This window comes from Streptomyces violaceus, assembly GCF_036014075.1.
In the GTDB taxonomy this organism is placed as follows: domain Bacteria; phylum Actinomycetota; class Actinomycetes; order Streptomycetales; family Streptomycetaceae; genus Streptomyces; species Streptomyces violaceus.
Genome location: NZ_CP107911.1, coordinates 3,188,982 through 3,202,767, shown reverse-complemented (window position 1 = coordinate 3,202,767; position 13,786 = coordinate 3,188,982). Strand labels below are relative to the sequence as shown.

Annotated in this window: 12 protein-coding genes; 6 read left to right on the top strand and 6 right to left on the bottom strand. The window is 69.8% G+C overall.

The features are described 5' to 3' along the window. Window position 1 precedes the first annotated feature (1 nt). Window positions 2-892, top strand: a complete 891-nt coding sequence (locus OG542_RS14190) for a methyltransferase domain-containing protein (protein WP_328411125.1) — start codon at window positions 2-4, stop codon at window positions 890-892. On the opposite strand, the gene OG542_RS14185 is transcribed toward OG542_RS14190, so the two are convergent. Beyond that, window positions 893-2,044: a winged helix DNA-binding domain-containing protein gene (locus tag OG542_RS14185; RefSeq protein WP_311127537.1), complete on the bottom strand. Its 1,152-nt coding sequence runs from the start codon at window positions 2,042-2,044 to the stop codon at window positions 893-895. A gap of 757 nt (window positions 2,045-2,801) precedes the next feature. On the opposite strand from OG542_RS14185, the gene OG542_RS14180 reads away from it, so the two are divergent. From OG542_RS14180 to OG542_RS14165, 4 genes are all read left to right on the top strand, one after another. After that, window positions 2,802-3,575 (top strand): isoprenyl transferase, encoded by a 774-nt coding sequence (locus OG542_RS14180; protein WP_328411122.1) that lies wholly within the window; start codon window positions 2,802-2,804, stop codon window positions 3,573-3,575. A 389-nt stretch (window positions 3,576-3,964) separates the two neighbouring features. After that, entirely contained in the window at window positions 3,965-5,290 is a 1,326-nt protein-coding gene (locus OG542_RS14175; protein WP_328411120.1) for a PhoH family protein, read from the top strand. A gap of 419 nt (window positions 5,291-5,709) precedes the next feature. Continuing rightward, window positions 5,710-6,402: an aggregation-promoting factor C-terminal-like domain-containing protein gene (locus tag OG542_RS14170; protein WP_446580407.1), complete on the top strand. Its 693-nt coding sequence runs from the start codon at window positions 5,710-5,712 to the stop codon at window positions 6,400-6,402. An 86-nt stretch (window positions 6,403-6,488) separates the two neighbouring features. Next, entirely contained in the window at window positions 6,489-7,799 is a 1,311-nt protein-coding gene (locus OG542_RS14165; RefSeq protein ID WP_328411116.1) for an AI-2E family transporter, read from the top strand. Window positions 7,800-7,888: 89 nt separating this feature from the next. On the opposite strand, the gene OG542_RS14160 is transcribed toward OG542_RS14165, so the two are convergent. Both OG542_RS14160 and OG542_RS14155 read right to left on the bottom strand, forming a co-directional pair. Next, window positions 7,889-8,422 carry an alkyl hydroperoxide reductase gene (locus OG542_RS14160; protein ID WP_193481179.1) on the bottom strand — a complete coding sequence of 178 codons (534 nt, stop codon included), beginning with the start codon at window positions 8,420-8,422 and terminating at the stop codon, window positions 7,889-7,891. A 6-nt stretch (window positions 8,423-8,428) separates the two neighbouring features. Further along, window positions 8,429-8,983 (bottom strand): peroxiredoxin, encoded by a 555-nt coding sequence (locus tag OG542_RS14155; protein WP_184590931.1) that lies wholly within the window; start codon window positions 8,981-8,983, stop codon window positions 8,429-8,431. 133 nt (window positions 8,984-9,116) lie between these two features. On the opposite strand from OG542_RS14155, the gene OG542_RS14150 reads away from it, so the two are divergent. Further along, window positions 9,117-10,067, top strand: coding sequence for a LysR substrate-binding domain-containing protein (locus tag OG542_RS14150; protein ID WP_328411114.1), 951 nt, complete (start codon window positions 9,117-9,119; stop codon window positions 10,065-10,067). 32 nt (window positions 10,068-10,099) lie between these two features. Here OG542_RS14150 and OG542_RS14145 read toward each other — a convergent pair whose 3' ends face one another. From OG542_RS14145 to OG542_RS14135, 3 genes are read right to left on the bottom strand one after another with little or no spacing between them, the layout of a single operon-like run. Next, entirely contained in the window at window positions 10,100-12,442 is a 2,343-nt protein-coding gene (locus OG542_RS14145) for an ABC transporter permease (protein ID WP_328411112.1), read from the bottom strand. Beyond that, window positions 12,439-13,128: an ABC transporter ATP-binding protein gene (locus tag OG542_RS14140; RefSeq protein ID WP_184590926.1), complete on the bottom strand. Its 690-nt coding sequence runs from the start codon at window positions 13,126-13,128 to the stop codon at window positions 12,439-12,441. The genes OG542_RS14145 and OG542_RS14140 overlap by 4 nt, the downstream gene beginning before the upstream one ends. After that, window positions 13,125-13,649, bottom strand: coding sequence for a PadR family transcriptional regulator (locus OG542_RS14135; RefSeq protein WP_193481175.1), 525 nt, complete (start codon window positions 13,647-13,649; stop codon window positions 13,125-13,127). The genes OG542_RS14140 and OG542_RS14135 overlap by 4 nt, the downstream gene beginning before the upstream one ends. Window positions 13,650-13,786 lie beyond the last annotated feature (137 nt).

Genomic DNA, 13,786 nt, shown 5'->3' with positions numbered 1-13,786 from the left:
AGTGGCGCCGGAGCTTCCGCAATCGCATCGCACCTTCGAGGACCTCGTCGCCGAGGGGGCCTCCGTCCCCACGGAGGGATGGGACTTCTCCTGGTTCGAGGGACGGGCCACCGAGGCGCGGCCGTCCTGGGGGTATGCGACGTCGATGGCCGGACGGCTGCGGCGGGCGACTGCCGTGCTCGACATCCAGACCGGGGGCGGGGAAGTCCTGGACTTCGCCCTTGCTCATTCGGACCTGAATACTCCCTCGGCTCTGAGTACTCACTCAGCCCTGAATACTCATACGGCCCCGGATGCCCATACGGCCCCGACACAGCCCCGGCTCGCCGTCGCCACCGAGGGCTGGCCGCCCAACGTCGCCAAGGCGACCGCCCTGCTCCGGCCACGCGGAGTCGCGGTCGTCGCCGCCCCCGAGGACGCCCCGCTGCCCTTCGCCGACGCTGCCTTCGACCTGGTCGTGAGCCGGCATCCCGCCCGCCCGCACTGGGACGAGATCGCCCGGGTCCTCCAGCCCGGAGGGACCTATTTCGCCCAGCACGTCGGGCCGGCCAGCGTCTTCGAACTCGTCGAGCACTTCCTCGGGCCCCAGCCGGACGACGTGCGCGACGGGCGTCGTCCCGACCGGGAGCGTGCCGAGGCCGAGGCCGCCGGGCTAGACGTCGTCGATCTGCGGGCGGAGCGGCTGCGGATGGAGTTCCACGACATCGCCGCGGTCGTGCACTTCCTGCGCAAGGTCGTCTGGATGGTGCCCGGCTTCACCGTCGAGGCGTACGAGCCGCAGCTCCGCGCGCTGCACGAGCGGATCCGGGCCGAGGGGCCCTTCGTCGCCCACAGCACCCGCCACCTCTTCGACGCACGCAAGCCGGACTCACCCTCCTCCCGGCACCCCTGATCACGCGTGCGGCCCCACCGTCACCTCCCCCACCACCAACTCGGCCGTCGCCTCCAGCACCTCGCCCACCCGCTCCGCCTGCTCGCCCAGCTCCCGTTGCTGCCGTGCCGTCAGCCGGCCGAGCGGCTCGACCGTGACGGTCGTACGACGGCCCCGGCGCCGCTGGTGCCACACTCCCGCCGCCACACCGTCGACGAGCAGCACCGGATAGTTGCCCGCCTGGCCGCCCGCGAGGGCGCGCCGGTACGCCTCCCCGGGGAACAGCCGCTCGCGGGGCTGCCCTGCGATGACGTACGCGTCGAAGTAGGGGAGCAGCCGCACACCCCGTGCGGGTCCGTCCGGGAAGTCGGTGTCACCCGCCGCCACCCACGCCGGTGTCCTCTCGAAGTCGACCTCCTCGATACGGCCCGCGGCGGCCAGCTCTCCGAACAGGGTGGTGGCCCAGCCGGGCGGTGCCCCCAGCCACTTCGCGAAGTGCTGCGGGGTGGCCGGTCCGTAGGCGTGCAGATAGCGGCGTACGAAGGTGCCCAGCGCATCGGCCACGGACTCCGCGCGCGGCGGGCGCGTGTATGTCGCCTTGCGACCGCGGTTCGGGCCGAAGCACAGCGTGCCCGCCCAGCCCGCCCGGTGCATCACCTGCCGCCAGCGCGGCCACAGGTCCTGGAACGCGGGCATCACGCGGTCACCGGCCCACGGGCCCGTACGGGCGACGATCTCCTCGGTCAGCTCGTCGAGGGTCAGACACCTGCCGTCGAGCGCCTCGCCGATCGCCGTCACGACCTGGCCGGCCTGCTCCTCGGTGAGCCGTACGTCGGGCGGGAACGGGCTCGGCCCTGCCGGAACCGCCGTCAAGGCGGCCGACCAGAGGGGGAGTTCACGCGCCGGGAGCAGATGTACCGTGCCGCGCGGACCGTACGTCTTGATCAGGGACCGGTCGTCCCAGAGTGCCGTCCGCACGTCCGCCCGCGTCAGCCCGGCCGTCCGCACCCCCACCGAGACCTCGGCCGCGGACAGCACCTGCGCGTGCGCGCCCGCCATCGCGCCGACCACCTCGGCGACCGGCGTGCCGCTCCCGGCCGGCCTGGCCAGGAACTGCCGCTCCGCCCGCCGCGCGCTCGCGGCGTCCCATGTGATCCTCACGGTCGTCGTCATGGAGTGACGTTAGGTGCGAATGAGGACAGAAGCTGGCCTATTGACCCGCCCCGCGTAGGTCACTCCTTTCACTCACTTCACTTGCGCAACTCCCGTCGATGTTTTTCACATCGTTATCGCCCGCGGCTCGCCTTCGTTGCCACTGCTCGCGTAAGTTCAGACCAAGGTAATTCGCGTCAGCAAAGCTGCGCGGGCGGCACCGTGCAGTGGAGGGGGCTGCGCGGTGCCAGGGCCTCCCCGTTGAGGTGGCGGCGAGACCGCGCCGGGGTCAATCCGGCGTTCGCAGCCGGGTCACCCGTCGGAGGGATGCCGGGGACAAGTCGCCGAGTGGACCCCAAGGTGCGCCAAATCCCCCGGATCTTGCCCGAGGGTGCCTGATTTCGCTGCGTATGGGCCGTATTCCAGTCAAGAACAAGCCATGTGCGAGGGCTTCTGCGGACACCGCCCCGTCGTGGGGTGGCTCCGGAGAGTAGTTGTGGCACGCCGATGCATGCAGCATCACTTACGAAGGGTTATGGTGGAAACCCCCCCTCGGGCCGGTCCGTCTCCCCCCCCACGGACCGGCCCGATTTTTTCTGTGCGGGGGCGGGTCGGAACACCGGCCGGAATTCTTCGTTCCGCACCCATGGGCGGCCCGCGGACGCGGCAAGGGTAGGCTTCGCCTCCGGGGACTGCCACACGGGCAGGGACCGCCCGCGGCCACGACCGGGCCGCACATCGCGGCCTGTCCGATCCTTACGGAGGGGCTGACGATCACGTGAACCTGCGCGACAAGCTGCGTGGCCTGCTGGTCAGGCTGTACGCACGCCGGGTGGAAGGCCACCTGGACCACGCTCAGGTGCCCAAGCACATCGGCGTCATCATGGACGGCAACCGGCGCTGGGCGAAGGCCGCCGGTTCCAGCACGGTGGACGGTCACCGGGCCGGTGCCGGAAAGATCGAGGAGTTCCTCGGGTGGTGCAGTGAGACCGACGTCGAGGTCGTGACCCTCTGGCTGCTGTCCACGGACAACTTCGACCGGCCGCAGGAAGAGCTCGGCCCGCTGCTCGGCATCATCGAGGACGTCGTGCGCACCCTGGCCGCCGACGGCCGCTGGCGTGTGCATCATGTGGGCACCCCCGACCTGCTGCCCTCCGGGATGCAGACGGTCCTGAAGGAGGCCGAGGAGACCACCGCGCACGTCGGTGGGATACTGGTCAACGTCGCCATCGGCTACGGCGGCCGCCAGGAGATCGCCTACGCCGTGCGCTCGATGCTCCTCGACGCCCAGGAGAAGGGCACCTCGATGGAGGAGCTCGCCGAGGCGGTCGACACCGACATGATCGGGCGTCACCTGTACACGAGCGACCAGCCCGACCCCGACCTGGTGATCCGCACCAGCGGCGAGCAGCGGCTGTCCGGATTCATGCTCTGGCAGACCGCGCACTCCGAGTACTACTTCTGCGACGTGTTCTGGCCGGCCTTCCGCAAGGTCGACTTCCTGCGCGCCATGCGCGACTACGCCGCCCGCCACCGGCGCTTCGGCGGCTGAGCCCGTACAAAGCTGAACTTTCGCCAAGGGCCGTGCTGCCGCCGGAAAACCCCGAAGCACCGGGGTCACCGCACGTCGCAACACGTCCCGGTACCCCTCCGAAGACGCACGTAACACGGAGTTCACCGGCTCGCCGTCATATGCCGTGGCATGGCGAAGCTCGTTCGAGGGCATAAGCCTGTCAGGTCGACGCCCGAACCACGGGTGTCGGATCTCAGCGGACGGCACGGGGCCGTCCGCCCGGGAGGCCCTTTGCACCAGCCCGATCGTGCGGTCACAGCACGGACGAAGAGGCGGAGGGCCGGTTCTCGGCCCGCGCAGGGCGGCCGACGACCGGTCCAGCTCCACTCCGTCGCTCCCCGACCTCTTCCGAGGGGGTACGTCCTTCCGTGGTGACCAGCGCAAAGCGCCACAAGCCAGACCGGCGCACCTATGTCCTCGACACCAGCGTTCTGCTGGCCGACCCCAACGCCCTGAGCCGCTTCGACGAGCACGAGGTCGTGCTTCCCATCGTCGTGGTGACGGAACTGGAGGCCAAGAGGCACCATCCCGAACTCGGCTACTTCGCCCGGCAGGCCCTGCGTCTGCTCGACGACTACCGGATTCGCCATGGCCGTCTGGATTCCCCGATTCCGACCGGGGACCTCGGCGGGACCGTCCGTGTCGAGCTCAACCACTCGGACCCCAGCGTGCTGCCCAGCGGCTACCGCCTGGGGGACAACGACTCCCGCATCCTCGCGGTCGCTCGCAATCTGCAGGCCGAGGGGTTCGACGTCACCGTCGTGTCGAAGGACCTCCCGCTCAGGATCAAGGCGTCGTCCGTGGGACTCCTCGCCGAGGAGTACCGCGCGGAACTCGCCATCACGGACTCCTCCGGCTGGACCGGAATGTCCGAACTGACCCTGCCCGGCGAGCAGGTGGACATCCTCTTCGAGGAGGGGCACATCTATGTCCCCGAGGCCGCCGATCTCCCGGTGCACACGGGCCTGACCATCCAGTCGGAGCGCGGCAAGGCGCTCGGCCGGGTCACGCCCGAGGGCAACATCCGTGTCGTACGCGGGGATCGGGAGGCGTTCGGCATCAAGGGCCGCAGCGCCGAGCAGCGCATCGCGCTCGATCTGCTGCTCGATCCAGATGTCGGGATCGTCTCCATGGGCGGCCGGGCCGGCACCGGAAAGTCGGCGCTGGCGCTCTGCGCCGGTCTGGAGGCGGTGCTGGAGCGGCGTCAGCACCAGAAGGTGATGGTCTTCCGTCCGCTGTACGCGGTGGGCGGGCAGGAGCTCGGCTATCTGCCCGGCTCCGAGGCGGAGAAGATGAGCCCCTGGGCGCAGGCCGTCTTCGACACGCTGTCGGCGGTCACCAGCCGGGAGGTCATCGAGGAGGTCACCGCGCGCGGGATGCTGGAGGTCCTGCCGCTCACCCACATCCGCGGCCGCTCGCTGCACGACGCGTTCGTGATCGTGGACGAGGCACAGTCACTGGAAAGGAATGTGCTTCTTACCGTTCTGTCCCGGATCGGGGCCAATTCACGGGTGGTTCTCACCCATGACGTGGCCCAGCGGGACAACCTCAGGGTCGGCCGGTACGACGGTGTCGTCGCCGTCGTCGAGAAGCTGAAGGGGCATCCGCTCTTCGCGCACATGACCCTGACCCGGTCCGAGAGGTCCCAGATCGCCGCCCTTGTGACCGAAATGCTCGAAGAAGGGCAGATCTGACCGTCCCGCCCCAAGCGGTGGTGGTTACGCAGTAGTTGGCGCCGTTCGGAAAGGCGAAGAGCCTAGCCGGGCGGCGCCTTCGCGCGTGACGATTTCCGTGAATCCCCTGGGTCAAACGGGATGTGAGCTTTCACACGGCACACAGAATTGCCTTGCCCCGCCGTGTTACGGCAGAGTCTCACTCCTGTCAGGCCCCGCATACGACACACCTGTACCCCCAGCGGTACGGCACCACAAAGCAACAGCATCAACTGCATAGCGTTGTCGTATGCCGCCCGCGCACCACGCGGCACTCCCTCCCGAGGGAGTTGCCCACCGGGCCCGCGCCTCCCGTGACCCGTTAGTTGGGGAGGCCAGTGTCAAGGGCACGATTGCGTCCGCGAGGGTCACCGAAGCGGGCGATGCTGGAAGGAAACCGTGTGAGCCGGATCTCGGTCCGGGGATTCGCAGTGGCTTCGGCCACGGCGGTCACCGCTGTTGGAAGCGTCGTCGGCGTTGCCTCGGGCAGCACCGCGCAGAACAACGACGCCGAAGCGACGGCAAACGGCACCACGTTGCTCGCGGACATCCCCTCGGGCCAGCAGGCCCAGGTGCAGACCGCCTCGCTGACGCAGCAGGCCGACGTGCAGGCCATCGCCGCCGATGTGAGCGCGAAGAAGGACGCCGAGGAGGCCGCCCGCAAGGCTGCCGCCGAGACGGCGATCGCGAAGAAGGAGGCCGCCGAGAAGGCGGCGAAGGAGGCCAAGGAGCGCGCGGAGGCCAAGGAGGCGGCCGCCAGCCGTTCCAAGGACATCTCCGACATCCCGGTCGCGAGCTCCTACTCGATCGCGCAGATCCAGGCGATGGCGCGGCAGATCGTGCCCTCCGGTCAGTTCCAGTGCTTCAGCAACATCGTGGACCACGAGTCCGACTGGAACTACAAGGCGGTCAACCCCTCCTCCGGCGCCTACGGCATGTTCCAGGCACTGCCCGGCACCAAGATGTCCTCCGCCGGCGCCGACTGGCGGACCAACCCGGCCACCCAGATCAAGTGGGGCCTCGGCTACATGAACGACCGCTACGGCAGCCCGTGTGAAGCCTGGTCGTTCTGGCAGGCCAACAACTGGTACTGAGCCACCCGGCCTTCGGCCGCTGTCATCCTTCGCGCGAGCCCCACACCGTCGTACGGTGTGGGGCTCGCGCCATGTACGGTCGGATCATGTCGCGAGTGCCAGGGTGGCTCGGCCGGCTCGGCGCCGGACTGACCGAGATGAGCGAGCAGTGGAACGAGCGCCGCGCAGAGGCCGAACGGGAGCGCGGCGAAGCCGAGTCCCGGACGGGGGCCGACGAGTACGTGCCGCCGCCCCCGGACTACGCGCCCGACGTTCCCGCCCGGCCCGATCCCGCGCTGGCCGTGCCGTGGGGGGTGCGGGTCGCGGCGGAGGCCGCCTGGCGGCTGCTCATCCTCGCGGGCACCCTGTGGGTGCTGATGCGGGTCATCAGCGCCGTCCAGTTGGTGGTACTGGCGTTCGTGAGCGCGTTGCTGATCACCGCGCTGCTCCACCCGACCGTGGGGAGGCTGCGGCGGCTCGGAGTGCCGCGCGGGCCGGCCACCGCGCTGACCGCGATCCTCGGCTTCGTCATCATGGGGCTGATCGGCTGGTTCGTGACCTGGCAGGTCATGGAGAACATCGACGACCTCTCGGGCCAGATCCAGGACGGCATCGACGAGTTGCGGAACTGGCTGCTCAACAGCCCGTTCCACGTCACGGACAAGCAGATCAACGAGATCGCCAAGAACCTGCGTGAGGCGGTCGGCGCGAACACCGACCAGATCACCTCGGCGGGCCTGGAGGGCGTGACGGTCGTCGTCGAGGCGCTGACCGGGATCCTGCTGGCGGCCTTCTCCACCCTGTTCCTGCTCTACGACGGCAAGCGGATCTGGGAGTGGACGCTGAAGCTGGTTCCGGCGGCGGCGCGGCCGGGAGTGGCCGGGGCCGGGCCGGCGGCGTGGCGGACGCTGACGGCGTATGTGCGGGGCACGGTGATCGTCGCGCTGATCGACGCGATCTTCATCGGGCTGGGGATCTACTTCCTCGATGTGCCGATGGCCGTGCCGCTGGCGGTGTTCATCTTCCTGTTCGCGTTCATCCCGCTGGTGGGCGCCGTGGTGTCCGGGGCGTTGGCCGTGGTGGTGGCGCTGGTCACCCAGGGGGTGTTCACGGCCGTCATGACGCTGGCGGTGGTGCTCGCGGTGCAGCAGATCGAGGGCCACATCCTGCAGCCGTTCATCCTGGGGCGGGCGGTGCGGGTGCATCCGCTGGCGGTGGTGCTGTCCGTCGCGTGCGGGGGGATGGTGGCCGGGATCGGCGGTGCGGTGGTCGCCGTGCCGCTGGTCGCGGTGACGAACACGGTGGCCGGGTATCTGCGGGCGTATTCACGGGAGTCGGCGCTGCGGCATTCGGTACGGCCGCGGGGCGCCACGGCGGTGAGCGCCGAGCAGCCTGCCCCGGACCCGCCGCCGGAGTAGCCCGAGGACATGAACGAGGACATGCAACAGGGCCCCGTCCACCATGCCCAGGGGACGGGGCCCTGCAGTTCATCGCCTGCGGCCGGGAGTTACTCCGCCAGGACCGCCTCGGCGTCCAGGGTCACGCCGACCGCCTGGATCACGGACGCGATCTTGAAGGACTCCTGGATGACATCGCGGTCGACACCGGCCTTGCGCAGGACCTGCTCGTGCGAGTCGAGGCACATGCCGCAGCCGTTGATGGCGGAGACCGCGAAGGACCAGAGCTCGAAGTCGGCCTTGTCGACGCCCGGGTTGCCGATGACGTTCATCCGCAGGCCCGCGCGCAGGGTGCCGTACTCGTGGTCCGACAGGAGGTGACGCGTGCGGTAGAAGACGTTGTTCATCGCCATCACCGCGGCCGCGGCCTTCGCCGCCGTGTACGCCTCCGGCGACAGGTTCGCCTTCGCCTCCGGCTCCAGCTCGCGCAGCACGATCGGGGAGCGCGACGCGATGGCCGTCGCCAGCACCGTGCCCCAAAGCTGCTGGGCCGGCAGGTCGGAGTTGCCGATGACCGAGCCCAGGTTGAGCTTCAGGTCCTTGGCGTAGTCCGGTATCGCGGACTTCAGGTTGTCGAGGGACATCTAAGATCACTCCCCGGACAGCAGCGCGACGGGGTCGAGCGTCTCGTCGCCCTTGCTCCAGTTGCAGGGGCACAGCTCGTCGGTCTGCAGGGCGTCGAGGACCCGCAGGACCTCCTTCGGGTTACGGCCGACCGAACCCGCGGTCACCATCGAGAACTGGATCTCGTTGTTCTGGTCCACGATGAACACCGCGCGCTTGGCGAAGCCGTCCTCGCCCTCGATGCCGAGGTCGCGCATGAGCTCGTGCTTGGAGTCGGCCATCATCGGGAACGGCAGGTCACGCAGGTCGTCGTGGTCCTTGCGCCAGGCGTGGTGGACGAACTCGGAGTCACCGGAGAAGCCGAGGACCTGCGCGTCGCGGTCGGCGAACTCCTCGTTCAGCTTGCCGAAGGCGGCGATCTCGGTCGGGCACACGAAGGTGAAGTCCTTGGGCCAGGCGAAGATGACCTTCCACTGACCCTCGTAGGTCTTGTGGTTGATCTGCTCGAACTCCGCGCCCTTCTCCAGCGAGACGCAGGCGGTCAGGTCGAACTCGGGGAACTTGTCACCGACGGTGAGCACACACTCTCCTTGCAGCGAAGAAACACCCGGATTGCGGGCGTTTCCCATGGGTTGGACGGTGTTGATGTTGGCACAGCGTCGATTGATTACGGAAATAGCTACACTCGGTCGGGTTGATCGGAGGTAGTTATTAGTGACTGTGGGTAATAAGCGCAGGCAGCCCAGCCTCGCCCAGCTGCGTGCCTTCGCGGCCGTGGCCGAGCATCTGCACTTCCGGGACGCCGCCGGGGCGATCGGCATGAGCCAGCCCGCCCTCTCGGGTGCCGTGTCGGCGCTGGAGGAGACACTCGGAGTGACGCTCCTGGAGCGTACGACGCGCAAGGTGCTGCTCTCACCCGAGGGCGAGCGGATCGCCGTGCGGGCCAAGGCGGTGCTGGGCGAAGTGGGCGCACTGATGGAGGAGGCCGAGGCGGTGCGGGCCCCGTTCACCGGGGTGCTGCGGCTCGGGGTGATTCCGACGGTGGCGCCCTATCTGCTGCCCACGGTCCTGCGGCTCGTCCACGAACGGTATCCGCACCTCGACCTCCAGGTGCACGAGGAGCAGACCACCAGCCTGCTCGACGGTCTCACCAGCGGACGGCTCGACCTGCTGCTGCTCGCGGTGCCGCTCGGCGTCCCGGGCGTGACCGAACTGCCGCTGTTCGACGAGGACTTCGTGCTCGTCACCCCGCTCGACCACTGGCTCGGCGGGCGCGAGGGCATTCCGCGCGAGGCGCTGCGCGAGCTGAACCTGCTGCTGCTGGACGAGGGGCACTGCCTGCGCGACCAGGCCCTCGACATCTGCCGGGAGGCCGGCCGCGACGACGTGCCGGTCACCACGACCGCCGCCGGGCTGTCCACACTGGTGCAGCTCGTCGCCGGCGGGCTCGGTGTCACGCTGCTGCCGCGCACCGCCCTCACGGTCGAGACCTCCCGCAGCGACCAGCTCCTCACCGGGTACTTCGCCGACCCGGCCCCCACCCGCCGTATCGCCCTGGCGATGCGGGCGGGGGCGGCGCGCGGCGCCGAGTACGAGGAACTGGCCGCGGCACTGCGGCAGGCACTGCGGCCGCTGTCCGTACGGGTCGTCGGCCAGGAGGCCTGACGATCCGTACGGGCAGCGGCCCGTACGAAGACCTACTCGGTCCGCAGGCCGTCCGGCCGCATCAGCCTCCACAGCGGCGGCAGGCTCAGCAGGGTCACCACCAGCACGACCCCCGCGCCGATGCCGGTCATCGACAGCACGCTCGGCCAGTCCACCCGGACGGAGGTGTCCGTCATCCGCAGCAGGACCGCGCCCAGGGCCATGCCCACCGTCGCGGCGAGCAGCAGGCCGAGACCGATCGGGATCGCCGTCTGCCACAGCACCGACAGGCTGAGGGTGCGGCGCCGGGTGCCGAAGGCGACCAGCGACGACAGCAGCTTGCGGCGTTCGCGCAACTGCTCCAGCTGCGAGACCAGCAGGCTCGCCCCGATCAGCGCCAGCACACACGCGGCGCCGACGGACAGGCCGGTGCGGATCGTGGCGTAACGCTCGTTGCTCTCGATGCTCTGCCAGGTCATGGGCTGGACGACCGGGTCGAGACGCGCGGCCGTGTTGCGCACGTAGTCCTGAGCGTCCCGCACGGTGGGGTCGAGGCTCAGGTAGAGCTGCGCCGAGGTGAACGACCCGAGGTTTTCGGGCAGCGCGCTGGGCGTGATGAGGATGCCGCCACGCCTGTCTCCGGTGGGGTCCTCGCGGGACTGGGCGTGCCGGATGTCCTGCGGCACGGTCCAGGCGGTCCAGCGATCGTCGGACGTGGTGGTGTCCCCGGAGTCGGCCCACAGGGTGTTGCCGGGCTTGGCCAGCTTGGCCGTGTCGGTGTCGTACTCCCCGCCCTTGACGGCGAAGACGTCACCGTCGCGGCAGGACGGCAGTGTGGCCACCTCGCGCAGTGAGGCGCAGTCGGCGACGGTGATCTGGACGTAGGAGTCCCCGTCGTCGCCACGCTGACCGCCGAGATAGCCCTCGTTCAGCGCGGTGACCTTCCGTACCCCCTCGGTGTCGCGGAACTCCCCGGCCGCCGAGGCGGTTTCGACACCCCTCGGCACTTGCACCTGCATCTGGGCCCGGGAGACGTCGTACCGCGACTGCTCGGTGTAGCTGCCCTCCACTCCGGCGAACAGCATCTGCAGTGCGATCGCGCCCGCCACGGCCACCGCGATGCCGTTGACCATGCGGGCCGCCGTACCACTGCTCAACTGGAGCCTGCGCACCGCCAGTTGCCAGGCGATCCCGCCGGAGCCCAGCCGGGCGACGACCGTCTCCACGATCCAGGGCAGCAGGGCCGTGACGCCGACGAGCAGCAGTACGACTCCACCGACGACGAGGTACTCGTTGAAGGTTCCGCCGTCGCGGCCCTGCCCGACCATGGGGAAGAGCATCGCGAGCCCGCCCGCCGGCAGCAGCAGCCGCCACCACAGCCGGCGGCGCGCCGGCTTGGCCGTACGCACCACACCGAGCGGCTCGATGACCACCCCGCGCAGGGCGAAGAGGGTCACCAGCACGGCGGCCGTCGGCACCGCCACCGCGACCAGTGCGGCCAGCAGGGGAGAGGGGTTCAGATAGCTCGGGAAAACGCTGACGCTGAACACCTCGAGGGTGGCCGCCAGCTGTCGCCCGAGCAGGAAGAACCCGGTGCCGAGGACGAGTCCCAGCACGGATCCGGCCAGGGCCTCGCCGGCGGCGATCCGCCGCGTCATCCGGCTGTCGGAGCCGACCAGCCGCAAGGCCGCGAGCCTGCGGTCACGCCGCTCGCCGCCGAACCGCACGGCCGCGGCGATGAACACGGCGACCGGCATCAGCAGCACCACGAAGACGACCAGGACCAGCAGGATCAGCACCGGGTCCCAGGGGTCGGACGACCCCAGATCGTCGTTGCCGAAGCTGTCGATCCGGGCCCCACTGGCGGCACCCTCCAGCTGCTTCACGAGCCCCTTGCCGCCCGCGAAGTAGGCGAGTTCCTGGGAGCCGACGAGCCCCTGCTCGCCGACGGTGCCCGTGACCCGGTAGTCCAGCCGTTCCCGCAGCAGCTTCCCCTCGTCGGAGGCGAGCAGCTCCTTCAGCGCGGGGGAGACGACCATCTCGCCCGCCGCGGGGAACTCCGAAACCCCCGGCGGCAGCGGGGCCTTCGGACCCTCCGGCTCCAGCAGACGCCCGCGGACGTCCAGGTCGCGGAAGGTGGTGTCCGCGTCCAGGACGACCAGGGTGTTGTCCGCCTTCGGTATCTTCTGCTGGCTGAAGGTGTGGTCGCTGCGCGCCTCCTCGCGCCGGTCCCGCTCCGCCAGCGCGTTCGGGATGGCGGTGGTGAGCAGCAGCAGCGCCACACCGAGCCCGACACCGACGGCCGTGAGCAGCGCCCGGGTCCATCCCTCGCGCCCGCCGGCGAAGGCGTACCGGGTTCCCATGCCCAGATCCCGCGCCCACTGCCGTGTGCTCATACGACGCGCTCCATGTCGCGGGACTTCCCGTCCCGTACGACGATCTCGCGGTCGGAGTAGGCGGCCACCCGGGCCTCGTGCGTCACGAGCACCACGGCCGCGTTGGTGGACCGGGCGGCCTCGGTGAGCAGTTCCATCACGCGCTCGCCGTTGAGCGAGTCGAGCGCGCCGGTCGGCTCGTCGGCGAAGATCACCCGCGGGTTCGTCACCAGTGAGCGGGCGACGGCGACGCGCTGCCCCTGACCGCCGGACACCTCGCCGGGCCGCTTCTTGCGCAGCTCGTCGACCTCCAGCCGCTCCATCCACGCCAGCGCGGTCCGCTCGGCCTCCTTGCGGGACGACCCGTTCAGACGCAGCGGGAGCGCGACGTTCTCCACGCAGGTCAGTTCCGGCACGAGCTGGCCGAACTGGAAGACGAACCCGAACTCGGAGCGCCGGAGCGCACTGCGCTCGGCGTCGCTCATCCCGGTCACCTCCCGCCCGTGGTAGGTGATCGAGCCCGAGTCGGGCATGACGATCCCGGCGAGGCAGTGCAGCAGTGTCGACTTGCCCGAGCCGGAGGGGCCCATCACGGCGACGACCTCGCCCGGGTGGATGGAGAACTCGGCGCCGTCGAGCGCGGTGGTCGGGCCGTACACCTTGCGCAGGTCCCGGGCGGCGAGCAGCGAACCAGCGGGAATGGTCACCGGGTCACCGCCTCACGGAGCTTCTCCAGACGAGCCGCGGTCAGTTCCAGCCAGCGCAGGTCGGCCTCCAGGTGGAACAGGGCGTGGTCGCAGATGAGCTGGTCGGCCAGATCGCCCTTGCGCTTGCGGTCGGTGAGGATCCGCATGCTGCGCAGGTGCTCCGAGCGCTGGGTGTCGAGGATGTCGGCTGCGTCGCGGTGGGTGAGCAGCGCGAGGACGACCTTGGTGTAGAGGGTCGACTGGAGGTACGGCTCCGGCTTCTCCGGCGTCGCGAGCCAGCGCTCGACGTCGGTGATGCCGGCCTCGGTGATCGCGTACCGCTTGCGCTCCGGCCCGCCGCCCGCCTCGATGCCGTCGACCTCGACGAGGCCGTTCTTCAGCAGGCGGGACATCGTCGAGTAGACCTGGCCGTAGTGGAGCGGCCGGTCGTGACCGAACTTCTCGTCGAAGGCCCGCTTCAGGTCGTAACCGTGCCGCGGGCCGGACTCCAGGAGCCCCAGAAGAGTGTGACCGATGGACATGCCGAGCACTCTACGCACCGTGTATACGCCGCATGTATACGCCGGGTGTGTAGAACGTGGCGGATGGTACGAGTGTGCAGGTCGGGCCGGGTTGTCACAGTTCTGCAACTCCCCGCCCGACCGGCGATCGAGGGCGA